This window comes from Sphingomonas sp. ACRSK (assembly GCF_022346685.1).
GTDB classification, from domain to species: Bacteria; Pseudomonadota; Alphaproteobacteria; order Sphingomonadales; family Sphingomonadaceae; genus Sphingomonas; species Sphingomonas molluscorum.
In genome coordinates, this window is sequence record NZ_JAKRNR010000005.1 from 1 (window position 1) to 26,702 (window position 26,702).

18 protein-coding genes and 1 pseudogene are annotated in these 26,702 nt (G+C 68.7%); 6 read left to right on the plus strand and 13 right to left on the minus strand.

Annotated features, from left to right (window positions below; genetic code table 11):
* Together argJ and MHZ35_RS03835 are read left to right on the plus strand one after the other, a co-directional pair.
* Nucleotides 1–1,200: bifunctional glutamate N-acetyltransferase/amino-acid acetyltransferase ArgJ (gene argJ / locus MHZ35_RS03830; RefSeq protein WP_239434462.1), on the plus strand; the 1,200-nt coding region annotated here is incomplete at its 5' end.
* Between the two features lie 4 nt (nucleotides 1,201–1,204).
* Entirely contained in the window at nucleotides 1,205–2,002 is a 798-nt protein-coding gene (locus MHZ35_RS03835) for an inositol monophosphatase family protein (RefSeq protein ID WP_239434463.1), read from the plus strand.
* Nucleotides 2,003–2,035: 33 nt separating this feature from the next.
* Here the strand turns inward: MHZ35_RS03835 and trxA are convergent, their stop codons facing one another.
* From trxA to MHZ35_RS03885, 10 genes and pseudogenes are all read right to left on the minus strand, one after another.
* A complete protein-coding gene (trxA, locus tag MHZ35_RS03840) occupies nucleotides 2,036–2,356 on the minus strand; it encodes a thioredoxin TrxA (RefSeq protein WP_125959739.1) in 321 nt (106 codons plus the stop codon).
* Nucleotides 2,357–2,407: 51 nt separating this feature from the next.
* Entirely contained in the window at nucleotides 2,408–5,851 is a 3,444-nt protein-coding gene (addA, locus tag MHZ35_RS03845) for a double-strand break repair helicase AddA (RefSeq protein WP_239434464.1), read from the minus strand.
* Complete coding sequence (addB, locus tag MHZ35_RS03850; RefSeq protein ID WP_239434465.1) at nucleotides 5,838–8,804, minus strand: double-strand break repair protein AddB; 2,967 nt, start codon at nucleotides 8,802–8,804, stop codon at nucleotides 5,838–5,840. The genes addA and addB overlap by 14 nt, the downstream gene beginning before the upstream one ends.
* Nucleotides 8,797–9,558, minus strand: a complete 762-nt coding sequence (locus MHZ35_RS03855; protein WP_125959742.1) for a nucleotidyltransferase family protein — start codon at nucleotides 9,556–9,558, stop codon at nucleotides 8,797–8,799. The genes addB and MHZ35_RS03855 overlap by 8 nt, the downstream gene beginning before the upstream one ends.
* A complete protein-coding gene (locus tag MHZ35_RS03860) occupies nucleotides 9,555–10,526 on the minus strand; it encodes an aminoglycoside phosphotransferase family protein (protein WP_239434580.1) in 972 nt (323 codons plus the stop codon). The genes MHZ35_RS03855 and MHZ35_RS03860 overlap by 4 nt, the downstream gene beginning before the upstream one ends.
* A 12-nt stretch (nucleotides 10,527–10,538) precedes the next feature.
* Nucleotides 10,539–10,976: pseudogene (gene tsaE / locus MHZ35_RS03865) on the minus strand (tRNA (adenosine(37)-N6)-threonylcarbamoyltransferase complex ATPase subunit type 1 TsaE); the annotation flags it as partial.
* On the minus strand, nucleotides 10,973–13,318 hold the full coding sequence (locus MHZ35_RS03870; RefSeq protein WP_239434466.1) for a sensor histidine kinase: 2,346 nt from the start codon (nucleotides 13,316–13,318) through the stop codon (nucleotides 10,973–10,975). The pseudogene tsaE and the gene MHZ35_RS03870, both read right to left, overlap by 4 nt.
* A gap of 195 nt (nucleotides 13,319–13,513) precedes the next feature.
* The gene (locus tag MHZ35_RS03875) at nucleotides 13,514–16,543 is read right to left on the minus strand and encodes a TonB-dependent receptor plug domain-containing protein (protein WP_239434467.1); all 3,030 of its coding nucleotides are present in this window, start codon (nucleotides 16,541–16,543) and stop codon (nucleotides 13,514–13,516) included.
* Between the two features lie 212 nt (nucleotides 16,544–16,755).
* Nucleotides 16,756–18,198 (minus strand): adenosylhomocysteinase, encoded by a 1,443-nt coding sequence (gene ahcY / locus MHZ35_RS03880; RefSeq protein WP_239434581.1) that lies wholly within the window; start codon nucleotides 18,196–18,198, stop codon nucleotides 16,756–16,758.
* Between the two features lie 104 nt (nucleotides 18,199–18,302).
* Nucleotides 18,303–18,863: a YqgE/AlgH family protein gene (locus tag MHZ35_RS03885; protein ID WP_239434468.1), complete on the minus strand. Its 561-nt coding sequence runs from the start codon at nucleotides 18,861–18,863 to the stop codon at nucleotides 18,303–18,305.
* Nucleotides 18,864–18,974: 111 nt separating this feature from the next.
* On the opposite strand from MHZ35_RS03885, the gene MHZ35_RS03890 reads away from it, so the two are divergent.
* The 3 genes from MHZ35_RS03890 to MHZ35_RS03900 all read left to right on the plus strand — a co-directional run bounded on the left by MHZ35_RS03890 (nucleotide 18,975) and on the right by MHZ35_RS03900 (nucleotide 21,526).
* Entirely contained in the window at nucleotides 18,975–19,457 is a 483-nt protein-coding gene (locus MHZ35_RS03890) for a peroxiredoxin (protein ID WP_132882129.1), read from the plus strand.
* Between the two features lie 136 nt (nucleotides 19,458–19,593).
* Nucleotides 19,594–19,968: a hypothetical protein gene (locus MHZ35_RS03895; protein WP_239434469.1), complete on the plus strand. Its 375-nt coding sequence runs from the start codon at nucleotides 19,594–19,596 to the stop codon at nucleotides 19,966–19,968.
* 121 nt (nucleotides 19,969–20,089) lie between these two features.
* Entirely contained in the window at nucleotides 20,090–21,526 is a 1,437-nt protein-coding gene (locus MHZ35_RS03900; RefSeq protein ID WP_125959749.1) for an AMP nucleosidase, read from the plus strand.
* A 249-nt stretch (nucleotides 21,527–21,775) separates the two neighbouring features.
* On the opposite strand, the gene MHZ35_RS03905 is transcribed toward MHZ35_RS03900, so the two are convergent.
* The 3 genes from MHZ35_RS03905 to MHZ35_RS03915 are packed head-to-tail and all read right to left on the minus strand — an operon-like array spanning nucleotide 21,776 to nucleotide 24,862.
* On the minus strand, nucleotides 21,776–23,620 hold the full coding sequence (locus MHZ35_RS03905; protein ID WP_239434470.1) for a M2 family metallopeptidase: 1,845 nt from the start codon (nucleotides 23,618–23,620) through the stop codon (nucleotides 21,776–21,778).
* 56 nt (nucleotides 23,621–23,676) lie between these two features.
* Complete coding sequence (locus MHZ35_RS03910; RefSeq protein ID WP_239434471.1) at nucleotides 23,677–24,438, minus strand: alpha/beta fold hydrolase; 762 nt, start codon at nucleotides 24,436–24,438, stop codon at nucleotides 23,677–23,679.
* Nucleotides 24,419–24,862, minus strand: a complete 444-nt coding sequence (locus MHZ35_RS03915) for a GFA family protein (protein WP_239434472.1) — start codon at nucleotides 24,860–24,862, stop codon at nucleotides 24,419–24,421. The genes MHZ35_RS03910 and MHZ35_RS03915 overlap by 20 nt, the downstream gene beginning before the upstream one ends.
* A 117-nt stretch (nucleotides 24,863–24,979) precedes the next feature.
* On the opposite strand from MHZ35_RS03915, the gene MHZ35_RS03920 reads away from it, so the two are divergent.
* Nucleotides 24,980–26,647, plus strand: a complete 1,668-nt coding sequence (locus tag MHZ35_RS03920; protein ID WP_239434473.1) for a M28 family metallopeptidase — start codon at nucleotides 24,980–24,982, stop codon at nucleotides 26,645–26,647.
* Nucleotides 26,648–26,702 lie beyond the last annotated feature (55 nt).

Genomic DNA, 26,702 nt, shown 5'->3' on the forward strand with positions numbered 1-26,702 from the left:
GCCGCCTTCCCCGCCCTGCCGCCGATCGCGGGTGTGACCCCGCGTGTCGCCCGCGCGCGCTACAAGGCATGGGATCGCTGCGACCTCACCTTCGTCACGCTGGAAGCCGGCACCTCCGTCGCCGGTGTGCTGACGCAGAGCCGCTGCCCGTCGCCCGAGGTCGAATGGTGCCGCAAGGCGCTGGTGCTCGGCCAGGCGCGCGCGCTGGTGGTGAATGCGGGCAACTCCAACGCCTTCACCGGCCACCGCGGCCGTGAGGCGGTGGAGGCCGTCGCCGCCCGCGCCGCCGCGCACCTCGGCTGCCAGCCCTCGGACGTGTTCGTCGCCTCCACCGGCGTGATCGGCGTGCCGCTGCCGATCGACAAGGCCGAGGCCGGACTCGACGCCGCCTTCGTCGCGGAGCCGTGCAGCTGGGAAGCCGCGGCCGAGACGATCATGACCACCGACACCTTCGCCAAGGCCGCGACCGCCACCGCGATCGTCGGCGGCCGCACGGTGACGCTGGTCGGGATCGTCAAGGGTTCGGGCATGATCGCGCCGGACATGGCGACCATGCTTGGCTTCGTCTTCACCGACGCGGCGGTCGATCCGGCCTTTCTCCAGTCGGCGCTTTCGGCGGCCAACACCAAGAGCTTCTCGTGCATCACGGTCGATGGCGACACCTCGACCAGCGACACGGTGCTGGCGTTCGCGACCGGCCAGGCCGGCAACACGCCGCTGGTGGATGCCGACAGCGACGGCGCCGATGCGTTCGCCGCCGCCCTCTTCGACGTCTGCCTGAGCCTCGCCCAGCAGGTCGTGCGCGACGGTGAGGGCGCGTCGAAGTTCATCCAGATCGATGTGGAGGGCGCCGAGAGCGACCGCAGCGCCCATCGCATTGCGATGAGCATCGCCAACTCGCCGCTGGTGAAGACCGCGATCGCCGGCGAGGACGCGAATTGGGGCCGCGTCGTCATGGCGGTCGGCAAGGCCGGCGAGCCGGCCGAGCGCGACAAGCTCTCGATCCGTTTCGGCACCACGCAGGTCGCGCGCGACGGCCTTGCCGTCACCGGCTACGACGAGGCACCGGTTGCCGAGCATCTGAAAGGCCAAACGGTGGAGATCGGCGTCGACCTCGGCCTCGGCGAGGGCCGCGCGACGGTTTGGACCTGCGATCTCACCCACGGCTATATCTCGATCAACGCCGACTATCGGAGCTGACCCCATGACCGACGCCCGCCACACCGCCGTCTGCACGTTGCTGCGCGAGGTGGCGGCGGCGGTCGTCCTGCCGCGCTTCCGCCACCTCGACGCCGCCGACATCGAGGAAAAGGCGAAGGACGACCTGGTCACCATCGCCGATCGCGAGGCGGAGGTGGAGCTTGCCCGCGGGCTCGCCGTCATCGATCCGGAAGCGCGCATCGTGGGCGAAGAGGCGTGCGCGGCAGACCCGACGCTGCTCGACACAGTGGGCAGCGGCCGCGTGTGGCTGATCGACCCCGTCGACGGCACCAACAATTTCGCGGCCGGCAAGACGCCGTTCGGGATGATGATCGCGCTGGTGGAAGATGGCGCCCCGCAGGCCGGCTGGCTCTACGATCCGGTGGCGGACCGCATGTGCCACGCCGTGCGCGGCGGCGGCGCCTTCATCGACGGAGAGCCGGTGACGGCGCGCGCGACGGGTGCGGCCGAGCCGGTTGCGGCGCTCGCGACCTACTTCATGTCGGACGAGGATCGCGCGGCGCTTACGGAACGCGTCGCCGGCAAGCTCACGCTGGTGGAGATCCCGCGCTGCGCTGCCGAGCAATATCCGCGGCTGGTGCTCGGCGAGAACGACCTCGCCCTGTTCCAGCGCACCCTGCCCTGGGACCACGCGGCGGGCGTCCTCTTCCTGGAGGAAGCCGGCGGGCGCGTCGCGCGCGCAGATGGCTCACCGTACCGCGTCGGCGACAATCGCCGGGGCATGCTCAGCGCCGCTTCGCCGGAGCTATGGGAACAGGCCGCGCCGCTGATATTCGGATAAAAGAAGGGCCGGCGTGTGCCGGCCCTCCTATGCTTAGAGCTCGCCCTGGAGCCAGCCCTTGATCTGGCCCTTGGGCGCGGCACCCACCTTGGTGGCGGTGGGCTGGCCGTTCTTGAACAGGATCATCGTCGGGATGCCGCGCACGCCGTACTTGCCGGGTGCATCGGGGTTCTCGTCGATGTTGAGCTTGGCGATGGTCACTTCCTCGCCGAGTTCCTCGGAGATTTCCTCGAGCGACGGGCCGATCATCTTGCACGGGCCGCACCATTCCGCCCAGAAGTCCACCAGCACCGGCTTGCCCGCATCGAGGACGTCGGCCTGGAAGCTGCTATCGGTGATCGCCTTGGTCGCCATTGTCGTAATCTCCTTTGTCGCTGCGTTACCTAGGTTCGGGCGGGCGCGGTCTCAACCGTCCGAGGCCAAGCTTTGCTCCCGAGCGGCCAAGCGCGGCTTGTGCTGGTCGAGCAGTTCGTCCGGCAGCTCGATCAGCCGCGGCACCGCCGTATAGAGCAGCGCCGCCTCGATCCTGCGGCCGGGAAAGATCACCGCCAGCGCCGCCGCATAGGCCGCCATCTGCCGCAGGTGATAGGTCGGCGCCTCCGCCGCCGTCTCCGGCGCGCGCCGCCCAGTCTTGAAGTCGACCACCAGCACGCGGTCCTCCTCGATCAGCAGCCGGTCGACCGTACCCGACACGACCGTGCCGCCGATCGTTGCCGCGATCGGCGCCTCCGCAAGCGCGTCCGGTCCGAACAGCGGTGCAAACCGCGGCACCTCCAGGATCGCGAGCGCATCGCGCACGATCCGCCGGCGCTCGGCCGCATCCTCGACCTGCGCCGCGCCCGCCAGCCAGCGGTCGCCGGCAGCGGCGCGCTCGGCGGGCGGCAGGCTCGGGAGCCGTTCGAACATCTGGTGGAGCAGGCGCCCGCGCTGTGCGGCGGCGCGCATCGCCGGGGTCGGCGGCGGATCGGCGACCTCGTCCTCGCCCAGCGACGACGGCGCCAACGGCCTCGGCGGACGCGCCTCCTCGGGCGCTGGCGCACGCAACCATGCGGGGTCCGGCTCGCCCACCGCGCCGACCGTCTTGGAGCCACCGCTGCGTTGCGGGATCGGCTTGACGGGGGTGCGGCCGCGGAACACGCGCGTGCCGTCCTCCTCGGTGCCCACCTCCAGAGCGTCGAGCGCAGCCGCGGCGGCGGCATGCCAGCTGAGCGGCGGCGCCACGCCTTGCGCACGCGATCCCGGCGCCCCCGCGATCACCAGCCGTTCCTCGGCGCGCGTGGCCGCGACGTAGAACAGCCGCCAATGCTCGGCGAGTTCCTTGGCATCCGCCTCGGCCAGTGCAGCGTCGAGCGGCCCGTCGCGCTCGCCTGCGCGCGGGCGGAACACCGGAAAGGCCGGACCGTCATACCCCTCGGGCGTCCACAGCAGCGTCTCGCGCCGGTTCTGGCTCGGATCGATGCAGGCATCCGCCAGGATGACCAGCGGCGCCTGCAATCCCTTGGCGCCATGCGCGGTCATCACCCGCACCGCGCCGCCGCCCTGCGACGGATCGCGCTTGATCTCCACGTCGCCTCGATCGAACCAGTCGAGGAAGCGTTGCAGCGACGGCGTCGAGACCTGCTCGAAGCTAAGCGCGGCGTTCAGCAGTTCCTCGATCGGATCGCGCGCCTCCTCGCCCAGCCGCAGCACCAGCTTGCGGCGTCCCTCCAGTGGGCCCGACAGCAATTCCTCGAGGAACCGGTACGGCGTCGCCACGTCGGCGCGTCGCAAGATCTGGTGGAGCGGCGCCAGCGCCTCTTCCGGCTGGGTCAGCCGCAGGTGCCGCCACAGGCTCCCACGCTCGCGCAACGCCGCCGTCATCAGCTGCTCCTGGCTCCAGCCGATCAGCGGAGATACCAGCAGATTGGCAAGCGAAAGGTCATCGTCCGGCTGGAGCGCGAACCGGATCGCGGACAACAGGTCCTGCACCGCCAGCGGCGCGTTCAGCCGCAGCCGGTCGATGCCCGCGACCGGCACCCCTTCCGCGTAAAGCCGCGCGACGATCAGCGAGGCGAGTTCGCCGCGGCGCTTGACCAGCACCATGACGTCACCCGCGCCGAGATTGCGCCCCTTGCTCTCCAGCGGCAGCGACCCGATCCATTCGCGGATCTGGCGCGCGATCCTGCCGGCGAGAGTGCGGGTGGCATCCGCGATCCACTGCTCCTCGCCCTCTTCCCCCTCGCCCCCTTCCTCGACGGTCGGCGCCCACAAGGTGACGGTGCCCGGCCCGGCCACGCGGCTGGCGTGCTGGAGCCGTTCCTCCATGTCGCCCATGCCCGGCTGCGGGAAGGCGTCGATCGCGGCATCGACGAACTCCAGCACCGACGCGGTCGAGCGGAAGCTTTCGGTCAGCGACAGCGTATCGAGCGGCTGCGCCTCGGTGTCATACTCGGGCGCGACCGCCGCGCGCTGGTCGAACAGCTGGTGTGCCGCCCGGAAATACACTGGGTCGGTGCCCTGGAAGCCGAAGATCGCCTGCTTGTAGTCGCCCACCACGAACAGCGTGCGCAGCCCGGCCACCCGCGCGCCTTCGCCCGCGAAGAACTCGTCCACCAGCGCGCGGACGATCGCCCATTGCTCGGGGTTGGTGTCCTGCGCCTCGTCGATCAGCACATGCTCGGTTGCAAGGTCGAGCTTGAAGCGCACCCACTCGCCGATGCCCGGCTGGGCGAACAGCGCCAGCGTGCGTGCGATCAGGTCGTTGAAGTCGACCGCGCCCGCCCGCCGCTTCGCCTCGGCATAAGCGGCGGCATAGCGGCGCCCGGCCTCCAGTGCTGCGGCGAGCAGGTCGGCATAGGCGGCGCGGCGGCGCATCGCGACCAGCTCGGCACAGCGGCTGCCGATCGCTTCCGCCGCCAGGTCATAGTCGGGCATCGCCGCCAGCACCTTGGCGGACGCCTTCTTCAGCGTGTCCTTCTGGGTGAAGAACTGGCCGTAAAGCGTGTCCAGCGCGTCGGCACGGGCGGCGGAATCGCCCGCCAGCCACGCTTCGATCGCGGCCGCCACCTTCAGGCCGGTGGCGGTGCCCCAGGCGCGGTTCGCCTCCATCAGGTCGCGAAGGGCATCGACGTCGAACGCGTCGTCGCAGCAGCCGTCGCAGATCGCGCTGTCGAGATCGCCGTGCGGCAGGTCGAACGCGTCGCGCAGAAAGCCGGCGAGATCGGCCGGCATCGCCGCCATCGCCTCCGGCCGGCGCGCGCATTCGGCCAAAAACGCCTCCGCCCGCCCCTCGCCCAGCCGCAGGCTGAGCGCGGCGATCGCATCGCCCAGCGTCACCCGCCCCTGCCGCTGCTCCTCCACCAGCATGGCCGCGAGCGCCTCGCGCGCCATCGCCGACTCCTCGCGTGCTTCCAGCGGACGAAAGCCCGGGACCAGCCCCGCCTCGACCGGAAAGGCCGACAGCAGCGTCTGGCAGAAGCTGTGGATCGTCTGGATGCGGATGCCGCCGCCCGGCGCATCGAGCACCCGTGCGAACAGCGTGCGGGCGCGGGCGATCAGCCCCTCGTCGTTCGGGTCCTCGCCCAGCGCGAACAGGTCCTTCCTCAGGTCCTGCTCGGGCAGCCGCACCCAGCGCGCGAGCCGCGCATTGACGCGCTCGGCCATTTCGGCGGCACCCGCCTTGGTGAAGGTCAGGCACAGGATCGCCGAAGGCTCGACCCCGCGCAGCAGCAGGCGGAACACGCGCGCGGTCAGCACCTGGGTCTTGCCAGTCCCGGCCGAGGCGGAGAGCCAGACGTGGCGGCTAGGATCGCTCGCGCGCGCTTGGTTGCCGCGCAGTTCGGGAAGCAGGCCGGCGCTACTCACGGCCATACCATTCGTCGCGGCGCATCAGCTGGTCATACTCGGCAAAGGGGGCGTACTCGGGCTTGAGCTTGGCGGTGAACGGCGCCTCGCCGGTCAGCCAGTTGGCGGCAGCCTCGGTAAAATGATGGAGCGCGAGCGCGACGAAGCGGTCGGTCGGCACCCGGTTATACTTGCCCGCCGGATCGACCGGCGTCGCGACATAGCCGAACGCCTCGCCCTTCTTGGCGAGCGACCAATATTCGAATGCGGTGGCGGTGCCGGCGATGTTCTCGAAGGCGCCTCGCTCGGCCATGATGCCGAGCAGCCCCAGCTGGAGGCTGAAGCCGTCGCGCACCGCGCGGGTCGAGGGCGGCTGGCCGGTCTTGTAGTCGACCACCGCGAGGTCGCCGTTCTCCAGCCGGTCGATCCGGTCGAACTTGCCGCGCAGCTCGACGCCGGCGAGGTCGATGGTGCCCTCGCCCTCCACGCCCAGAATGCGGCGGCCGCCGGCCATCTGCGCCGCGACCTGCCCCGCGATCCAGTCGACCGCCTCGCGCAGCCGCGGCACCCAGAGCGCGCGGAGCAGCGGATGGGTGCGCGGATCGGCGGCCAGCTGCTCGACGCGCGCGGCGAGCCTGGCCGGATCGAAGCCATCGTGGCGCGCCCATTCCTCGAGCACATTGTGTACCGCCGTGCCGCGCCACGCCGCGCTGGGATCGGCGTCGACCGGGTCGAGCGCCGCAAGCCGCAGCATCCGCCGCGCGTAAAAGGCGAAGGGGTCCGCCTTCAGCCGGTCGACCTCGGTCACCGAAATCTGACGCGGCCGCAGCGTCACCGGGGGGCACGGCGCCGGCCGCGACGCCGGCGCATAACCGCCGGGGTCGTCGATCGCGTGCGTCCAGCGGGCCAGCGCCTGGGCGCGCGTGAGCCCCCCGGACAGCGCCTCCAGCCGCAGCCAGAAACGCGAGGCGACCGTCGGCCCGCTCGCGTCGCGATGCGCGCGGGTCAGCAGCACCTCCTTTGCGCCCAGGCTGTTGGCGAGATCGTGCGCGGCGAGGCCAATGCGGCGTTCCAGACCCGGCAGGCCTAGCTCGGCGCGGATGCGCGGCGCCAGCCACGGATCGGGCGCGGGAAGCCCCGGCCACACGCCCTCGTTGAGCCCGCCCAGGATGGTGAGATCGGACGTCTGGAGCTGCGCCTCGAGCAGGCCGTAGATGGCAAGCCGGGGGTGTCCGCCATGCGGCGGTCGCACGGCAACCTCATCCATCAGCGTGCGCAGCATCGGGCCGATCGACTTCGGCTCCACCAGCGCAGGCCCGTGCACCGCCTCCTGCTCCAGCGTGTCGAGCAGCTCGGCAGCAGCCCGGCCTTCGGGACGCGACCAGAGCGCATCGCCACCCAGCGCCGTCGCCGTCGCCCGCAATGCTCCAAGCAGTTCCGGTAGCGGGCGTGCGCGCCCGGCATAGGCCTCGGCAAGTGGCGCCAGCAGCGGCCGGGTCTTCTCCCACCACGGTGCCGCCGCCCGCCGAAACGCACCCTCGCGCCCTTCCGCATCCGCCAGAAACGCGTCGAGGCCGGCGAGCCCCGGCGCCGGTCGCGGCCCCCGCAGCGCGCGGTCGAGCCGCCGCACGCCCTCCAGCCATTCCAGCCGTCCCTCCTCGGCACAAGCGAGCGGATGCTTGAGCAAGGCGAGCAGCGGCAGCGGCGCAAAGTCCTGTGCCGCCACATCGGCGAGCGCGAGCAGCATCGTACCCGGCGGCAGTACCGACAGCGGCTGGCCGGCGGTGTCGTCGACGGTGATCCCCCAGCGCGCGCAATGCGCCGACACGCGGCGCGCAAGCGCGCGGTCGGGCGTCACCAGCGCCGCGGTCCTGCCCTCTGTCTCCAGCGCCTGGCGCAGCGCGATGGCGATCGCCTGCGCTTCCTCGGCCGGGGTCGGCACGTCCAGCGCTTGCACGCCTGCCAGGCTCCGGCGTTCGGCCGGCAGGTCGATCCAGTCATGGGTGCGCTCGGCCGGGGCCAGCGCGCTCTCGATCGTGCGGCTGCGCGCGGGGCGCGCGTCATGCTCGCTGCCGGCCCGCCACGTCTCGAACTCGCGCCGGCCTACCCCCATCCGATCGAGCAGCAGCTTCAGCTGGAATTGCGGGTGGGTCTCCAGCGAGCGCCGGCGACGGCCGGTGACCGGGTCCGGCTCGTGCGGGCCGAGCAGATCCCACTCAGCATCGTACATGTCGATGGCGAGGCCGGAGAGCACGACGCTCCCCTGCGGAAGCTCGGCGACGGCGCGCAACAGCCGGGCGATCACCGGCGAGGCGCTGGCGATGCCGGCGGCACAAACGAAGCTCGGCGGCGGCGTCGCCCGCCAGCGCGCGATCAGCCGGTCGAGCAGGCGCCTGCGCCGCACCGCCAGGTCGATGCGGCCGAGCGCCGCCAGTTCCTCGGGCCAGCGAACCAGCACCGTCTCGAACATCGCGAGCGAACGCTCCCAATGCGTCTGGAGCGGTTCGTCGAACGAGATCCGCTTGAGCGCGTCGGGCTCGACTTCCTCCACCAGCAGCTGGTCGAGCGTGCGGGCGAGGTCGCCGGCAAGCCGCACAGCTTCGGCCGCATCCACCGGGCGCCCGGCGCGCGCCCGCTCCTCCGCCACCAGCCGCGACAGGATCATGCGGCGCGCGAGCGGCGCGACCGCAGGCGGGATCGGATCGAGATCGTCCGCAGGGTCGGCGAACGGCCCCACCGCCTCGTCGATTTCCGGGTCGCCGACCGCCACCAGCCGCGGCATCAGCAGGCCGCCGTTGCTCGCGCGCACGAAGGCATCGGTGATCGCGCGCTTGGCCCGGTTGTTGGGCAACAGCACGAAGCCGCGCGCCAACGCCATCGGGTCGCGCCCGTACTGGCGCAGCAGACCGTTCGCGAGCGCGTCGGCGAACGCCCGGTGCGGCGGAATGGAGAAAAGCCGAAGCCGCGGGGCCTCAGCCATCGGCGAGCGCCGCCTCGGTCTCCTTGATCGCTCCCGGCGTGCCGACGTCGAACCACAGCCCCTCATGGACCAGGCCCCACAGGCGGCCAGCCTCCAGCGCGCGCTCCCAGAAGAGGTTCGTGGAGAACGGCCCTTCCGGCCAGTCGGCGATCACCCGCGGCGACAGGATCTGCACGCCGGTGAAGACGAACGGCGCAAGCCGCCCCGGCTGCCGGCGACGGGTGATGCGCCCGGTCGGATCGAGATGGAAGTCGCCATGGCCGCTATGGCTTGCCGCGCGGGCAAGCGGCACCAGCAGCAGCAGCGCGTCCATTCGCGCATCGTCCCACGCCTCGGCCAGCAGGCGAATGGCGTCTACGGGCCCGTCGACCCACAGATTGTCGCTGTTCACGCAAACGAACGGCTTGTCGCCGATCAGCTCGCGCGCCTGGACCAGGCCGCCGCCGGTTTCCATCAGCTGGGCACGCTCGTCGGAGACGAGCACTTCCATGTCCTTCACCCGCGCGCGCAGGTGCGCCTCCAGCACGTCGGCCAGATAGTGGACGTTCACCACCGCGCGCTTGACGCCGGCCGCGCGCAGCCGGTCGAAGACGTGGTCGATCAACGGCTTGCCCGCGACACTCACCAACGGCTTGGGCCGGGTGGCGGTCAGCGGCCGCATGCGCTTGCCGAGGCCCGCGGCCATCACCATCGCGGTCTCCGGCACCGCCACGTCCGGGTTCGGGCGCAGCGACAGCGTCATGGCCTTGCTCATGCGCGCACCTGCATCGGATCGCCCCGCAGCTCGGCGGGGATGTTGGCGTCGAACCAGGCTGCGACCGGCGCCAGCACCGGCTGGGCGAGATCCCGCTCCAGATACCGCCAGACGCGCGGGCAGAGCGCCGCGTAGCGCGGCTTGCCATCGCGCTGCCACAGCCGCGCGAAGATGCCGACGATCTTGGCGTTCCGCTGAGCGCCCAGCACGTGATAGGCGTCGAGGAAGTCCTCCCCCACTCCGGTGGTACGGCGGTACCGATCGAGCATCGCCTCTTCCAGCGCGGGTGCTACGTCGCGCCGCGCGTCCTGGAGCAGCGAGACGAGGTCATACGCCGGATGCCCCGCGAGCGCGTCCTGGAAATCGAGCAGCCCCAGCGTCTCCGCCTCGCCCTCGATCAGCATCAGGTTCTCGGCGTGATAGTCGCGCAGCACCGTCACCGCCTCGCCGCCGTCAACGGTGTCAAGCACGGCCTCCCAGGCGGCACGATAGCCCGGCACGTCGACCTCCAGGCCGATCGCGGGGCAATACCATTCCGGCAGCAGCATCACTTCGCGCAGATAGACGCTGCGGTCATAAGCCGGCACCGGCGCCGCCGGGTGGTCGCGCAGGCGGATCAGCACGTCGACCGCGTCCCCGTAGAGCCGCAGCTCGCTCTCGGGCGCGGCGTCCGCGGTCTCCCGCAACCGCGCGTCGCCGAAGTCCTCCAGCAGCACCAGCCCCTCGGCCGGGTCCTCGGCCAGGATCGCCGGCGCGCGAAAGCCGCGCTCCGTCAGCCAGCGAGCGAGTTCCACGAAGGGGCGCTGGTCCTCCAGCTTGGGCGGCGAGTCCATCAGCACGGCGCTGCGGCCGGCATCCAGCGCACGGAAGTAGCGGCGGAAGGACGCGTCACCGGCGAGCGGGACCACCTCGGCCCCTCCCCATCCATGTGCTGCGAGAAAGGCGGGCGCCGCGGCGGGCGGGTTCATGTCAGCGGCCATTCGTGCTTTCCATGACGGCGGCACCTTCGCTGTCAAGCGGCGGGTGCCATCCGCTTCGGGGGTAAGGGTGAGCCAGAGCGCGTCTTCCCAGGCGCTGTCCGGCAGCCGCTCGGGCCATTCGACCACCAGCAGCGCGTCGAGCCGCGCCTCGTCCAGGCCAAGCTCCTCGGCCTCGTCGGCATGCTCGATGCGATACAGGTCGACGTGGAGCACGGGAAAGCGCGTCTCCGGCGGCTCATAGGGCTGGACGATCGCGAAGCTGGGTGACGGCGCCTCCTCCATCAGCCCCAGCGCCGCAAGCAGCCCGCGCGCGATGCTGGTCTTGCCGGCTCCCAGCGGCCCGGACAGCGCAATCGCGTCGCCGGGGGTGGCGACCCGCGCGAGCGCGGCGCCGAACGCATGAGCCTCTTCGGGGCTATGCAGCAGCACGTCGTTCATCCTCGCGGCACCTCGATCGTGACCAGCGTGCCCGCACCCTGTTCCGACACCAGCGCGATGGTGCCGCCGTGCGCCTCGACGATGCGCCGTGCGAGCGGCAGCCCCAGCCCTAGGGCGCGCTCGCCCCGGCGCAGGGCACCACCCGGCGCGAACCGGTCGAGCGCATGCGCGGCCGTGTTCGCGTCCATCCCGGGACCGTCATCCGATACGATGATGCGGGCCGCCTCGGCATCGCCGTCCGCGTGCAGCAGCACCCGTCCCCGATCGCGGGTGCCGGCGATCGCGTGGTCGAGCAGGTGGGCGATCGCCTGGCCGATGCGCCGGGCATCGCCGACGATGCTCCCGACGGACGGGTCCACCTCCACCACCAGTTCGATCCGCTTGGCGGCGGCGGCCGGCAGCATGTCCGCGGCCATCGCCTTGGCAAGCGGGGCGAGGTCGACCTCCGCGCGTTGCAGCGGCGCACCTTCGCTAGCGGTCAAGTCGAGCACGTCGTCGATCAGTTCACCGAGCCGGTCGACGGATTCCAGGATCGCGCCGGTATAGCGCGCACCGTCTTCGCTGAGCGCGCCGGCATAGCCGCCGTGCAGCATCTCGGTGAAGCCCTTGATCGACGTGAGCGGCGTGCGCAGCTCGTAGCTCATCGCCGCCAGGAACGCCGTCTTGGTGCGGTCCCCCGCCTCCAAGGCCTCGTTGCGATCGCGCAGGGCCTGCTCGATGCGTCGGCTGTCGGAGATGTCGAGCATCGTCAGCAGTGCATTACCGTCCGGCAGCGGCACGGCGCCGAACTGATAGTGCCGCCCGTCCGCCATCGCGAAATGACCGCTGCGCTGGATGCGCTGGACGGTGGCAAAGCGGATCAGTTCGGGGATCAGCACCGCGCGCGACGGGTTGGCCAGCATCGGCGCCGCCTGCTCCGCCAGCACGTCCACGCGCGGATGGTCGTTGAGGAACGCTTCCTCCAGGCCCCACAGCTGCCGGAACTTGCTGTTCCACAGCTGCAGCCGCCCGTCGGCCGAAAAGACGCCGAGCGCCTCGAACAGATTGTCGAACGTGGCGGTGCGCACCCGCAGCAGCGTGTCGCGCGCGCTCGCCAGCTGCACCTGCTCGGTGCGATCCTCGAAGATCAGCAGCAGGCCGCCTTCCGGCATCGGCTGGGCGACGACGCGTAGATAGGTGCCGCCCGGCAGGTGCCAGGGCTCCTCCACCGCCTCCGCCGCGCGGAACCACGCGCGCCGCTCCTGCTTCCAGCCGGGGAAGTCGCGTACTTCCGGCAGGCGCTTCGCCTCGCGCATGCGTTCGAGCACGCGGTCGAACTCGGGACGATCGGCGAGCCACTCGCCGCGCATCCCGAAGATGCGGCGGAATGGCTGGTTGCAGAACTCCAGCGACCGGTCGGCGGAGAATTGCACCACGCCTGCCGAGAGCCGATCGAGCACCGCGCGCTGCGCAAGGCGGAAGCGCTTCATGCCCGCCCGCATCTCCTCGACGTCATGGATGTCGACCGCGAAGCCAGCGATGCCCCCCTCTGGCAGCGGCACGTCGTGGACGCGCAGCATGCGCCGCGCGCCGCCGATCGTCGCCGGCATGACGCTTGCCTGCGGTTGGCCCGTGTCTCGCGCGATCAACGCACTGCCGAGCGGCCCGCCCATGCCGTCGCCGTCGACCAGTTCCGCCTGACGGGCCAGCACTTCGCGGGCGTCGAACGCATCCACCGCGCGCACATAGGCGCTGTTGACCATCGCCAGCCGGAGATCGCCGTCGCGATACCACATCGGCATCGGCGCCGCCTCGATCAGCCCCGATAGCGCATCGAAGCCGCTGCGATATTCCTCGATCTCGCGCGACAGCGTGCCGATCTCGGTCTGGAACTCGGTCGCGTCGAAGAACCAGACGAGCGCACCACCGTGCGGCTCCAGAGACGCAGGTGCGCGCTCGCCGCTCGCCGTCAGCGTCCGGGCCGCACCGCGCGCGCGGACCTCGATCCGGAACGGCCGCGCGGCGCGTTGCGCACCGCCGATCTCGCGCAACAGCGCCTCGGCACTGGCGGGATCGAGCCCCTCGTCCATCCCCGTCAGGTCGGCAAGCGTCTGCGGCATCGCCGACAGCCCCAGCCATTGGGCGAGCTGCGGCGGCATCTCCACGCGACCGTCGGCGCGCACCAGCATCGCCTGCGCGGGCGAGGCCTGCACCAGCGTCGCGTCGATGCCCGCCGCCGCGATTCCGGCACGCGCGCGCCTGCGCAGCCACAGCCCGGCGCCAAGCGCCCAAACCGCCCCCACCAGCACCAGCGCCAGGACCGCCCCGGCCAGGATCGCCGAGACGGGGTTCAGAATGATCATCGCCGCGTTCGTCCCCGCGGCCGTGCGAATGCCCTCATCGCCGGCGGTTTAGGCGATCTCGTCGCCCAGCGCCATTCGCACCGCAGCACGGGCGCGTCGCTTTGTCGCCCGGCCCACGGACACTCACCACAAGAAAGAGGGGGCGGCGCCATCGGCACCGCCCCACTCCTGCACGTCATCCTGTACGGATCGCCGTTACCGATCGCCGAACTTCACGCGGGCACCGGCAAAGATATACCGTCCGACGGACGAAACCGGGTAGCTGCTCGTCGCGAGCTCAGGCTTCTGGCCGAACACGTTGTTCACACCACCATAGAACTGGAACGAGTCCCCTACGTCGACGCTGGCGTAGATATCGTGCTGCCACAGTTCCTTCAGGTACAGATACTCGGGAGCCACCACATCGGGGTTGCTCTGGGTCACCAGGTTGGTGAAGCGCAGGGTCTTGTCGAACCAGGTCAGACCATAGTTGAGCGTCACCGGCCCCATCGACCAGGTGAGATCACCATTGAACGTGTACTTTGGCGCTAAGGTCTCGCCGCAGCTATTGGTTGCGTCGGCACCCGGAGTTCCGAAGAACTCCAGCTTGTCCAGATAATTGGCAACTACCCGCAGATTGAACCGGCCGAAGGATCCCGTGTCGAATTGATAGTTGGCGTTGATGTCGAGACCGGCAGTCTGGAACCGTGCCACGTTCTGCGGCAACACCGTGAACGAAGTGATGTTGCCGCGATCCGCCGTGCCCGTGTCCACGTTGGTTCGGGTGATGAGATCGCAGAACTGGTTGTCGGTCGTCGGCTGGTCGACGCACAACTGGGCTAGCTCCGTGGCCGTTACGGTGTTGATCGCACCCTTGAGCTTGATGTCGTACCAGTCGGCACGGAACGACAGGCCGGGAATGAAGCGCGGCTGTACGACAAAGCCCGCAGTCCACGCCCGCGACTTTTCGGCATCCAGATCGGGATTGCCGCCTGAGAACCCTGGGATGTTGCTGGAACGCGCATCCACATAGTTCGCAGGGTCCGTAACGCCCAAGCCGCTCAACAAAGCCTGGCAGTTCGCCGCCCGATACTGGGTGCCGTTCTGGATCTCGGCCCGGTCACAAGGGTCCGTGATGAAGTCGAAGGTCTGCGACAGACCGCCAAACAGTTCGCCGATGTTCGGCGCACGGACCGCCTTGGAGTATGTCCCGTTGAAGGTGATGTCCCGCACCGGCGCCCAGCTGGCGTTGGCCTTCCAGGTCGTCGTCGAACCGATCGTGGAGTAGTCCGAAAAGCGGATGGCGGCGCCGAGTTCCAGGCGGTGGAAGAACGGGCGGTCGCGCAGCAGCGGCACGTTCAGCTCCGCAAAGGCTTCCTTGACGTCGAACTCGCCTTCTTCACGCCCAAGGGCATTGGTGAAGGTCAGCCCCTGCGCCGCCAGTTCGTCCGGCACGAAGCGGCTCTCTTCCTTGCGGTACTCGCCACCCAGCGCGAAGCCGATCGGGCCACCCGGGAGCTCGAAGTACTTGCCGAAGTCACCCGCCAGGCTGGCGGTGACAACATGCTGGCGCAGTCGCGAGCGATCGCGCGTGTTCGCCCGCACGAAGTCCAAGGCAGCCTGGCTGGGCGCACCGTCACCGAACAGGTTCAGCGGCACGCACTCGCCGGGTGCAAACGTCGCCGGCGCGCCAGTGTAGCGGTCCGTGTACGGCTGGTTGGGCAGCCAGCTCGGATCCAGGTTGACCCGGCAGGTGATCTGTCCATCCGGTCCGCGCACGGCGTCGATCGCCGCCAGGAAACGATCGTCAAACACGTCGTTCACGTAATCAGACGTGATCTTGCTCTGGCCGAAGGTGTACGACACTTCATAGTTGGCGTGGGAACTCAGGTCCCCGCGCGCGCCGACGACCGTGCGGATCGTCTCACGCGTGATGCTCTCGCCGCGCTGGCCAATATCAAAGTTGTCGCGGGTGACGAGCACGCCGTCGCCGCCAGCAAGGGCCCCTGGCAGGAACGCGTTGTCGCCTTCCTGAAGCAGATAGTAGTCGAAGGAGGGCTGACCCAGCGAGAACGCCTTGTTGTTGGCGTATTTGCCCTCGAGGAACAGCTCGAGCGCCGGCGACACTTCGAACCGCGCGATGGCGTTCACCACGTGACGCTTGATGTCGGGCAGCAAGTCGTTCTGGTAATCAGCGACACGCGTGCCACTGCCACCGGTCGAATAGCCAGGCTGCACGACGGTACCGACGTCGAACGGCACCAGTTGGCCCCGACCATTGACCAGCAGGTCCGGCACGCCGTCGAAGTCGACGTCAATGGCGCCCTCACGCGCAGTATCATTGTACCGGATGTCGGTCGTGGGGACGCGGTCCGGAATGCCGTTGCTCGCCCCGCCGGTGTAGCCGGACTGGAACTCGGGATCTGCCGGGTTTCGATAGAATCCGGTCAGAGCTGCGCCGCGGAGGTTCTTGCGGTCCCGCGACTCCAGGCGGCTTTCTTCTCCATATTCGTACGCCACTGCGATGTTGCCGCGACCGTCGGCAAAGTTCTTGCCGGCCGTCACACTGAATAGACGCTTGCCGGCATCGCCGTACTCGGAAATGCCGGCCTGCGCCCGCGCCGTGATGCCTTCGAAGTTCTTCTTCAGGACAAAGTTGACGACGCCCGTGACCGCATCAGCACCGTAGATCGCCGACTCACCACCGGTTAGGATGTCGATGCGCTCGACCAGGTCGTTAGGGATGGTGTTGATGTCGATCGCCTGCGTACCGGGAACAGTCGCCACCTGCCGACGACCATCGATCAGCACTAGCGTGCGCTGCGTGCCGAGGTTGCGCAGGTTGAGCAGGTTCAGCCCCGTATACCCGATGCCGGCGCCCGACCCCGAGTTGTCTGCCGAGGTAGAGGAGCCCTGGAGCGCAGGAAGTCCCGTCAGGAAGTCGGTGAGGTTGGTCGTGCCGGACTGCTGCAGCGTCGCCGCACCAATGGTGACCACGGGACTCGGCGATTCGAAATCAGGACGACGGATGCGGCTGCCCGTTACGACGATGTCACCCGGGGCGTTGTCCGCGCCGTCCGCACCGCGCGTCTCTGCCTGCGCTTCCGGAACGCTGGGTATCGGGAGATTGTCCGTCTGACCGCCAGGGGCGGCATTCTGCGCGGCGGCACCAGGCGCCATGAACAACCCCATCAGCATAGCACCGTACGCGACGGTGGCACGAAAGCTGGAATGAGACTGGCGCATGTGGATCCCCCAATAAACAATATGCTTTCTGGCGGACACAAGTTGTGGCTCTGTTTTTCAAGCCTTTTAATCGGCTTACGTGATAGTTGGCGGCACTTGTTGCCGATCGGCAACAGCCCGACAGGCGCAACCTTGTTGAAATTGCATGAGAAAGGGCGAGGCGCCTGTCGGCACCCCGCCCTTTCATGCCTTCCGCAGTGCGGCGGCGTTGCTTAGTAGCGGTAGTGGTCCGGCTTGAACGGGCCTTCGACCGGCACGCCGATGTAGTCGGCCTGCTTCTGGCTAAGCTTGGACAGCTTCACGCCCAGCTTCTCCAGGTGCAGCGCCGCAACCTTTTCGTCGAGGTGCTTGGGCAGGACGTACACTTCGTTCTTGTATTCGTCCGACTTGGTCCAAAGCTCGATCTGCGCCAGCACCTGGTTGGTGAAGGACGAGGACATCACGAACGACGGGTGGCCGGTCGCGCAGCCCAGGTTCACCAGGCGGCCCTTGGCGAGGACGATGATCTTCTTGCCGTCGGCGAACTCGACCTCGTCGACCTGCGGCTTGATCTCGGTCCACTTCAGGTTGTTGAGGCCCGCGATCTGGATCTCGCTGTCGAAGTGGCCGATGTTGCACACGATCGCCATGTTCTTCATCGCGCGCATGTGGTCGAGCGTGATGACGTCGGCGTTGCCGGTCGCGGTCACGAAGATGTCAGCGCGGGTGGCCGCGTCCTCCATCGTCACGACCTCATAGCCTTCCATCGCCGCCTGCAGCGCGCAGATCGGGTCGACTTCGGTCACCAGCACGCGCGCGCCGCCGTTGCGCAGCGACGCGGCCGAGCCCTTGCCCACGTCGCCGAAGCCGGCGACGCATGCGACCTTGCCGGCGAGCATGACGTCGGTGGCGCGACGGATCGCGTCGACCAGCGACTCCTTGCAGCCATAGAGGTTGTCGAACTTCGACTTGGTCACCGAGTCGTTGACGTTGATCGCCGGGAACGGGAGCTTGCCCTGCTTGGCGAGCTCATAGAGGCGGTGGACGCCGGTGGTGGTCTCTTCCGACACGCCCTTGATGTTCTGGACGGTCTTGGTGAGGTAGCCCGGACGCTCCTTCAGGAAGCGCTGCAGCGTGGCGACGAAGATCTCTTCCTCTTCGTTGCTCGGCGTGAACAGCGTCTCGCCCGCCTCGACGCGCGCGCCCCACAGCGCGAACATGGTCGCGTCGCCGCCGTCGTCCAGGATCATGTTGCAGGTGGTGTCCTGACCCCAGTCGAAGATGCGGGTCACGTAATCCCAATATTCTTCCAGAGTCTCGCCCTTCACCGCGAACACCGGAATGCCCGACGCGGCGATCGCGGCGGCGGCATGGTCCTGGGTCGAGAAGATGTTGCACGACGCCCAGCGCAGCTCGGCGCCGAGCTTCGCCAGCGTCTCGATCAGCACGGCCGTCTGGATCGTCATGTGCAGCGAGCCGGTGATGCGCGCGCCCTTCAGCGGCTGCGACGCGCCGAATTCCTCGACCAGCGACATGAGGCCGGGCATCTCGGTCTCGGCGATCTCGATTTCCTTGCGGCCGAAGCCGGCGAGGCTGATGTCCTTGATGACATAATCCTGGGTGTCGAGCACGGTGGCCACGAAGTATCTCCTGTCGAACCGGTGCGCGCCCAACATGGCGCGCGGCATGCCGCGCCAGTAGCCGAGCCCCCGCGCGGGCGCAATCAGCTATATAAAGAGTTCTTTATATGTCGCGTCCGAAGCGGTGCCGAACCGGGCGCTCAAGCGGTACCGGTCGCCGACACCAGCAGGCGCGGATCGATGCCGGCGGCAACGAAGCAACGCTCCCACCGCTCCCCCGCCGGCACATCGTACAGGAGGTCGGTTTCCGAAGGCGTGTTGAACCAGCCGTGGCGCGACAGCTCGCCTTCGAGCTGCCCCGATTCCCAGCCGGCGAAGCCCAGCGCCACCAGGAACCGCTCCGGCCCCGTTCCTTCCGCGATCGCGCGCAGCACGTCGATCGTGCCGGAGAGCGACCAGCGCCCCGCGACGTCGATCGTGTCCTGCCCGCCCCAATCCTTGCTGTGGAGCACGAAGCCGCGGCGGGGCTCCACGGGGCCGCCGACATGGACCGGCAGGTCCGCCACCAGGTCCGTCCGCAGCTCGAACTGGCGCAGCAGGTCGTGCAGGCCCAGCCCGTCCACGGTTTCGCCGACGCCAACCCCCATCGCGCCCTTTTCATCATGGGCGCAGATCGCGATCACCGCATGTTCGAACCGCGGGTCGCCGATGCCGGGCATCGCCAACAGGAACTGACCGACCAGAAACGCTGCTTTATCCATAGGTTGGAAACATAGCGCCGGGTCCGCCGTTCCGCCACTGCTTGAAAAGCCCCTCCGACGCACCCTAGCTACGCGCGCGCATCCGGCCGGGCGCGCAACAGGGAGAATTTCATGACCATCCAAGTGGGCGACCGCCTGCCCGACGCCACTTTTGCCAAGGTAACGGCCGACGGCCCCGAGCAGGTCGACACCGCCAGCTTCTTCCAGGGCCGTCGCGTCGCCCTGTTCTCGGTGCCCGGCGCCTTCACCCCCACCTGCTCCGCGCGCCACCTGCCGGGATTCGTCGAGAAGGCGGCCGAGATCCGCGCCAAAGGCATCGACGAGATCGCCTGCACCGCCGTCAACGACGCCTTCGTGATGAAGGCCTGGGGCGACGCCAACGGAGTGGGCGACAAGGTGACGATGCTCGCCGATGGCAACGGCGCCTTCGCTCGCGCCGTCGGGCTGGAACTCGACGGGTCGAAGTTCGGCATGGGCACGCGCGCGCAGCGCTATGCCATGGTGATCAACGACGGCGTGGTCGAGGCGCTTCACGTCGAGCAACCCGGCGAGTTCCGGGTAAGCTCGGCCGAGCATTTGCTGGAGACGCTGTGAGGCCGGCACTGCTTCGCTGACGCGTGGCACGGGAACGGCGGAGCAGCCGTTCCCGCACCTCCCCACCGGAACCGCCGCAAGGGCCACGAGTTGGTTTCTCGTTACGCGACCACATTGACCGATGGGAGGCACCCCGATGAACGCAACCACGTCGACCAACACGAACGGCACCACCGAGGCCGAGAAGACCAGCTTCGCCGACAAGGCGCACGTGCAGCTCGACAAGAGCAAGGAAGCGATCGCTGATGCCGCCGGTCGCAGCAAGGAAGCGATCAGCGGCGCTGCCAAGAGCACCACGGCCGCGGTCAAGAAGAAGCCCGGCACCACCGCTGCGATCGTCGCAGGTGCGGCCGCAGCCATTGCCGGCGCAGCGTTCGGTGCGTCCAAGCTGATCGACAAGAAGAAGACCGGCGCAAAGACCAAGTCGGCGAGCGGCACCGGCAGCACCTCGGGCGGGAAGTCGGCTTCCAGCAAGAGCGGCAGCACCGCCAGCAAGTCCAACAGCAAATAAGCCCGCGGGCGGCGAAGCCGCGTCCCGCGCGCCGCCGGTGCCTGCCAGGGCACCGGCGGTCTTTGCCTCCGTCCTTGCGCCTGGGCTTGCGCGCTGGCGCCGAACGCTTTAGCGGCAGAGGATGACGCAAGCTTCAGACATCGTCGATCGCCTGGATCGACTCTACAATGCCTCCGTGGATCGGCTGCGGAGCGCCCTCGACACCTATCTTCGCGATCGTACGCCGCCGCCGAGCTCCTCCCGGCTGGACGGCACCTTCGCCTATCCCGAGCTTCGGCTGAGCTATCGCGGCGGCGGCGACCTGCCGACGCCGATGCGCTCGTTCGCCCGCCTGAACGTGCCCGGCGAGTACCGCATCACGGTGACCAAGCCGGCGATGTTCTCCGACTATCTCCAGGAACAGCTGTCGCTGATCATGGAGAGCCACGACGTCGAGGTGAGCGTCGCGCAAAGCCGGCAGGAAATCCCCTTCGCCTATGTGCTCGACGCCGGCCACGCGCTGAGCCTCGACCAGGTGACCGCCGCCGAACTCGCGCGGCACTTCCCGGCGACCGAACTCGCGCATATCGGCGACGAGATCGCCGACGGCCTCTGGATCCACGAGGACGGGAACCGCCCGCTCGCGCTATTCGACGCGCTGCGCACCGACTTCTCGCTCGCGCGGCTACGCCACTATACCGGCACCCCGCCCGAGCACATCCAGCGCTACGTGCTGTTCACCAACTACCACCGCTATGTCGACGAATTCGTCCGCTGGGCCTGCTCTCAGCTCGGTGAAGGCAGCCGCTACACCGGGGTGTCCGGCGCCGGCGGGCTGATGATGTCCGCGGGCGACGACGTCGACAAGCTGGTGACGGACAGCGCCTGGCGGCGGCACCAGATGCCCGCCTATCACCTGATGGCGCCGGATCGCAGCGGCATCACGCTGGTCAACATTGGCGTTGGCCCGTCCAACGCAAAGACGATCTGCGATCACCTGGCCGTGATGCGGCCGGAGGCATGGCTGATGATCGGCCATTGCGGCGGCCTGCGCCCCAGCCAGCGGATCGGCGACTATGTGCTGGCCCACGCCTATCTGCGCGACGACCACATCCTCGACGACGTGCTGCCGCCCGAAATCCCGGTTCCGGCGATCGCCGAAGTGCAGCAGGCGCTCGCCCGCGCCGCGGAGACGGTGTCCGGCCAGTCGGGCGACGAGCTCAAGCGGCGGCTACGCACCGGCACCATCGTCACCACCGACGACCGCAACTGGGAGCTGCAATTCTCCCGCTCGGCGCTGCGTTTCTCGCTCAGCCGCGCGGTCGGCATCGACATGGAGTCGGCGACCATCGCGGCGCAGGGCTATCGCTTCCGCGTCCCCTACGGCACGCTGCTGTGCGTCTCCGACAAGCCGCTCCACGGTGAGCTGAAGCTGCCCGGCCAGGCCAACCGCTTCTACGAACGCGCGATCAACGAGCACATGCGGATCGGCATCGAGACTTGCGAGGAACTGCGGCGCGAAGGCAACCGCCTCCACAGCCGCAAGCTGCGCGCGTTCAACGAACCGCCGTTCCGGTAAGGGGCAACGACGTTTCGCAACCCCGTTCGTCCTGAGTAGCCACTGAGCGAAGTCGAAGTGGCGTATCGAAGGACCGTCCCAGGTGCTTCGATACGGGGCTGCGACAAGCTCAGCCCCTACTCAGCACAAACGGGGTCATTTGCGGCCATCCCGCTCTAGCGAGGGGCTTTCGCCAGTCACCGCGCGCATTCACAGTAGCGCATGTCAGCGACGAAGAACGGGGGCGGCAGCGTCGCCGCCCCCCTCAGCTCACCACCCCTTGGGCTTGCCCTTGTTCTGCTGGTCGAGCCACGTCTTGAGCGGCGCGAAATAGTCGACCATCGCCTTGCCGCTCATCTCGCGGGTGCCGGTGAACGCCTGCAGCGCCTCCGGCCAGGGCTTGGACGCGCCCATCTCCAGCATCTTGTTCAGCCGTGCGCCGACCTCCTTGTTGCCGAAGAAGGAGCAGCGGTGCAGCGGGCCCTTCCAGCCGGCCTGGTCGCACGCCGCCTTGTAGAACTGGAACTGGAGGATGCGCGCCAGGAAGTAGCGCGCGTACGGGGTGTTGCCGGGGATGTGGTACTTGCCGCCCGGATCGAAGCGGCTCTCGTCGCGCGCCACCGGCGGTACGATGCCCTGGTACTGGAGGCGCAGCGCGTCCCAGCCCTTCTGGTAGCCGCCGGTCGGGATCTGGCCGGAGAAGACACCCCAGCGCCACTTGTCCATCAGCAGGCCGAACGGCAGGAACGCGACCTTGTCCATGGCCTGGCGGAGCAGCAGGCCGATGTCCTTCTCGGCGCCCGGCACCTGCGCGCGATCGAGCAGGTTGATGTTCACCAGATAGTCCGGCGTGATCGACAGCGCGACGAAGTCGCCGATCGCCTCGTGGAAGCCGTCGTTGGCGCCGTTCATGTAGAGGAACGGCTGCCGGTTGTAGGCGCGCTGGTAGTAGTTGTGCCCAAGCTCGTGGTGGATCGTGACGAAGTCGTCCGAATTCACCTTGGTGCACATCTTGATGCGAATGTCGTCCTTGCTGTCGATGTCCCAGGCGGAGGCGTGGCAGATCACCTCGCGGTCCGCCGGCTTCACGATCTGCGAACGCTGCCAGAAGGTCTCTGGCAAGGGCGCGAAGCCGAGCGAGGAGTAGAAGCCCTCGCCCGCCTTCACCATCTTCACCGGGTCGTAGTTCTTGGCCTTCAGCAGGTCGCCGATGTCGTAGCCGAGGTCCCCCGTGCCCGCGGGGGCGACCACGTCATAGATGTTGCCCCATTCCTGCGCCCACATGTTGCCGAGCAGGTCGGCGCGGATCGGCCCGGTCTTCGCCTGGACGGCGTCGCCGTACTTCTCGTTGAGCTTCCAGCGGACATAGGTGTGGAGCGACAGGTAGAGCGGCTCGACCTCCTTCCACAGCTTGTCGGCCATCTGCGCGAACTGCTCGGGCGGCATGTCGTAGCCCGAACGCCACATCGCGCCGACGTCGGAGAAGCCGAGCTCCTTGGCGCCCTCATTGGCGATGCCCACCATCTGGGCATAGTCCTTGCGCATCGGCGCGCCGACATTGTCGTGCCAGCTGACCCACATCTCCTTGAGCTCATTGGGGTCGCGGCTGCTGCCCATCGCCGCCTCGATGTCCGATCCGTTGATCGGCTGGCCACCCTTGGTGCCCCGGCCCTTGCCGTAGGAGGATGCCATGCGGGTGCTGATGTCGGACAGCTGCTGGGCGGCACCCGGCCGGGTCGGGGCGGGCAGCGTGAGGCCGTTCTTCAGGATGTCGAGCTTGCGGCGGGTGTCGTAGGACAGGCCCTTCACGCCGTCGAACTTCGCCGCCTCGAGTGCGTAGCGCACGCCCATCTCGGTGCCGATCGCGCCGGACTTCGCGGCCAGCGCATCGGTGTCGTCGGTGATGTAGGTCGCGTTCACCCAGGCGATGCGCGAGGCATCGAGCGAATAGTCGGCAAACTCCTTCTCGGCGCGCGCGACCAGCGCGTCGGCATCGGCGGCTGTCGGAGCGGCAGTGCTGGCGGCCGGTGCAGCGGGTGCGGCTTGCGCGAACGGCGGTGCGGCAGCGGCAAGCGAGAGGGCGACGGCAAGCGTCGAGGCAGCGGTACGGAACATGGAACCCCCGGGTACGGAACGAATGCGCGCAACCTGCGCGCCCGCCCCGCCCGCGGTCAAGCGCCCAGGAAGTCCGCGATCGCCTCGCCCAGCTCCGGCTTGGTCACCGCGCTCATGTGCCCGCCCGGGACTTCGCGCAGCGTGGCGTTCGGCAGCAAGTCCGCGAGCGCGGCATGGCTGCCGTTGTCGCTGTCCTCCTCGCCCGCGACCACCAGCGTCGGCTGCCGGATCGCGGCGATTTCCTCGCGAGACGTATCCACGAAGGTGTCGAGGATGCCGAGCAGCGCGATCGGGTCGCCCTTGGTGGTCTTCAGGAAAGCCTCGGCCAGCCACTCGGGGGTCCCGCGTTCGTGCTTGCCGAGATTGGTGAGGATATTGCGGAAGTGATCGGCCCGGCCGCTGGTGCCGGTCAGCCCCTCAAGTCCCATGCCCGCGACCACCAGCTTGGCCGGTGCAGCACCACGCGCGACCATCCGCACCGCGGTGCGCCCGCCAAGCGAATAGCCGGCGAGATCATAGTCGCTGAGGCCAAGGTGCCGGACCAGCGCCTCGCCGTCCTGCGCGAGCGCGTCCGCCGGATAGGCGGCAGCGTCGTGCGGACGGGCGCTGTGTCCATGCGCACGCAGGTCCGGCATGATGACCCGATAACCCTTGGCCGCGATCTTGGCGGCGTGTCCGTAGCGGATCCAGTTGGTATAGGCGTCGCTGAAATAGCCGTGGATCAGCAGCAGCGGACGGCCCTCGCCGCCCTCATGCCAGGCGATCTCGGTGCCGTCGAAGCTCTGGAAGCGGTGCGTCTCAGTCGGGAAGTCTGCCAACGATTTTCATCCACCTGTCGCGCGTGTTCGGGTTCTCGTCGGCGCGATATTCGGGGAGGCCGCGCGTGTCGAGCCATTGCGGGTGCCAGCTCTCCACCCCGAAATGATGACGCGGCTGGAAGCGGCCCGGAGAATCGAAGCTGCCGACGGTCAGGTCCAGGTTCTCGCTGTCCGGGAACTCGAACGTCAGCGGCGTGCCGCATTCCCGGCAGAAGCCGCGGCTGGCGATCGGGGAAGAGGCATAGCGATCGGGCTCCTGCTCCCACACCACTTCCGCCTTCCGGACGTTCTTGAACGCAATCGAGACGCCGCCGGTCGCGCGCTGGCACATGCGGCAGTGGCACAGATAGGCATCGTCGTCGTGGATGGCGACGCTGTAGCGCACCCGCCCGCACTGGCACCCGCCGGAAACCGTCTCGCGCATCGCGCTTCTCCTGCACCCGTTTGCTGGACCACCTCGACATTGTGCGCCGCTTGGGCATCAATGTCGAAGGGGCGTCCGCCCCTGCCATTCGTCGCTTCGCCAGGAGTCGTTCCGCCCATGCCCTTCCGTTCCACACGCCCTTCCCTGCGTCTCCTTGCACTCGCCGCGCTTGTCGGCACGTCCACCGCAGCAATCGCCGCCCCCGCCAAGAAGCCCAGCTTCGACGTCGCGCGCGTCTCCAACGACATCAAGACGCTGTCGAGCGATGAATATGAGGGTCGCGGCCCCGCCACCCGCGCCGAGACCAAGACGATCGAGTACATCGCCGCGCAGTTCAAGGCGGCGGGGCTGAAGCCGGCCGGCGACAAGGGAAGCTGGTTCCAGGACGTGCCGCTGCTGCGCTCCGACATCGTCGGCACGCCCAGCCTGGCGATGGCGATCGGCGGCGCGAACAAGCCGCTGACCCAGGGCAACGAGATCGCGGTGCGCGCCGCCTCGACCGGCCAGACCTCGGTCCAGCTGAACGCGGCACCGCTGGTGTTCGTCGGCTATGGCGTGAAGGCGCCGGAGCGGAATTGGGACGACTTCAAGGGGGTAGATCTCAAGGGCAAGATCATGGTCGTGCTCGTCAACGACCCCGCTTTCGAGGGCGGCGAAGGCGACTTCGGCGGCCGGCTGATGACCTATTACGGCCGCTGGACCTACAAGTACGAGGAAGCGGCGCGCCAGGGCGCGGCAGGCGTGCTGGTGATCCACGAAAGCGAACCCGCCTCCTACGGCTGGGCGACGGTCAAGAACTCGAACACCAACACCATGTTCGACATCGTCCGCGCGAACCCCGCGGCTGCCCACACGCCGATGGAAGGCTGGATCCAGAAGGATCTGGCCGCCGAATTGTTCAAGGCGTCCGGCACCGACTTCGAGGGGGCGAAGGCCGCGGCGCGCAAGGCGAACTTCCGTCCCATGCCGCTCAAGGCGACGATGACCGCCAGCTATCAGGTGAAGCCAGAGATCATCACCTCGCACAACGTAGCCGGCATCCTGCCCGGCAGCCGCCACCCGGACGAGACCGTGATCTACTCAGCGCACTGGGATCACCTGGGCATCGGCGCCCCGGATGCGAAGGGCGACACCATCTACAACGGCGCGCTCGACAATGCGTCGGGCACCGCCGCGCTGATGGAACTCGCCCGCGCTTACGGCAAGGGACCGAAGCCCGACCGGTCGATCCTGTTCCTGGCGGTGACGGCGGAGGAAAAGGGGCTGCTCGGCTCCGAATATTACGCCGACAACCCGCTCCGGCCGCTCGCCACCACGGTGGGCGCGATCAACATGGACGGTCCGTTCGCGGTCGAGAAGACGACCGACTTCAGCATTTCGGGTGCGGCCAAGCTCGACCTGCTGACCATGCTGACCGAGGAAGCCGCCAAGTTCGGCCGCCACTACACGGCCGAGGCGCGGCCGGAAGCGGGCAGCTTCTATCGCTCGGACCATTTCCCCTTCGCCAAGCGTGGCGTGCCCGCCATCTCCTATGACGCGGGCCAGGAGCTGGTGAACGGCGGTGCCGCGCGCGGCAAGGAGTTGAGCGACCTCTATACCCGCGACCGGTACCATCAGCCTGCGGACGAATATGATGCCAGCTGGAACACCAGCAGCTGGGAAGGCGACCTCACCCTGCTCTACAATCTCGGCGATCGCCTGGCGAACGGGCGGGTCTGGCCGAACTGGTCCGCCGACAGCGAGTTCCGCGCCACCCGTGAGGAGACCGCGTCCCAGCGCAAGTAAGACCGTGATCGGGAGCGGCTGGGCCCCGCTCCCACCGGCTCCGGTGGCACGTCCC

Excerpts from the sequence above, each read along its gene's own strand:
- MHZ35_RS03835 (WP_239434463.1), top strand. The coding sequence starts at position 1,205 with ATGACCGACGCCCGCCACACCGCCGTCTGCACGTTGCTGCGCGAGGTG.
- trxA (WP_125959739.1), bottom strand. The coding sequence starts at position 2,356 with ATGGCGACCAAGGCGATCACCGATAGCAGCTTCCAGGCCGACGTCCTC.
- addA (WP_239434464.1), bottom strand. The coding sequence starts at position 5,851 with ATGGCCGTGAGTAGCGCCGGCCTGCTTCCCGAACTGCGCGGCAACCAA.
- addB (WP_239434465.1), bottom strand. The coding sequence starts at position 8,804 with ATGGCTGAGGCCCCGCGGCTTCGGCTTTTCTCCATTCCGCCGCACCGG.
- MHZ35_RS03855 (WP_125959742.1), bottom strand. The coding sequence starts at position 9,558 with ATGAGCAAGGCCATGACGCTGTCGCTGCGCCCGAACCCGGACGTGGCG.
- MHZ35_RS03860 (WP_239434580.1), bottom strand. The coding sequence starts at position 10,526 with ATGAACCCGCCCGCCGCGGCGCCCGCCTTTCTCGCAGCACATGGATGG.
- MHZ35_RS03870 (WP_239434466.1), bottom strand. The coding sequence starts at position 13,318 with ATGATCATTCTGAACCCCGTCTCGGCGATCCTGGCCGGGGCGGTCCTG.
- MHZ35_RS03875 (WP_239434467.1), bottom strand. The coding sequence starts at position 16,543 with ATGCGCCAGTCTCATTCCAGCTTTCGTGCCACCGTCGCGTACGGTGCT.
- ahcY (WP_239434581.1), bottom strand. The coding sequence starts at position 18,198 with ATGTTGGGCGCGCACCGGTTCGACAGGAGATACTTCGTGGCCACCGTG.
- MHZ35_RS03885 (WP_239434468.1), bottom strand. The coding sequence starts at position 18,863 with ATGGATAAAGCAGCGTTTCTGGTCGGTCAGTTCCTGTTGGCGATGCCC.
- MHZ35_RS03890 (WP_132882129.1), top strand. The coding sequence starts at position 18,975 with ATGACCATCCAAGTGGGCGACCGCCTGCCCGACGCCACTTTTGCCAAG.
- MHZ35_RS03895 (WP_239434469.1), top strand. The coding sequence starts at position 19,594 with ATGAACGCAACCACGTCGACCAACACGAACGGCACCACCGAGGCCGAG.
- MHZ35_RS03900 (WP_125959749.1), top strand. The coding sequence starts at position 20,090 with ATGACGCAAGCTTCAGACATCGTCGATCGCCTGGATCGACTCTACAAT.
- MHZ35_RS03905 (WP_239434470.1), bottom strand. The coding sequence starts at position 23,620 with ATGTTCCGTACCGCTGCCTCGACGCTTGCCGTCGCCCTCTCGCTTGCC.
- MHZ35_RS03915 (WP_239434472.1), bottom strand. The coding sequence starts at position 24,862 with ATGCGCGAGACGGTTTCCGGCGGGTGCCAGTGCGGGCGGGTGCGCTAC.
- MHZ35_RS03920 (WP_239434473.1), top strand. The coding sequence starts at position 24,980 with ATGCCCTTCCGTTCCACACGCCCTTCCCTGCGTCTCCTTGCACTCGCC.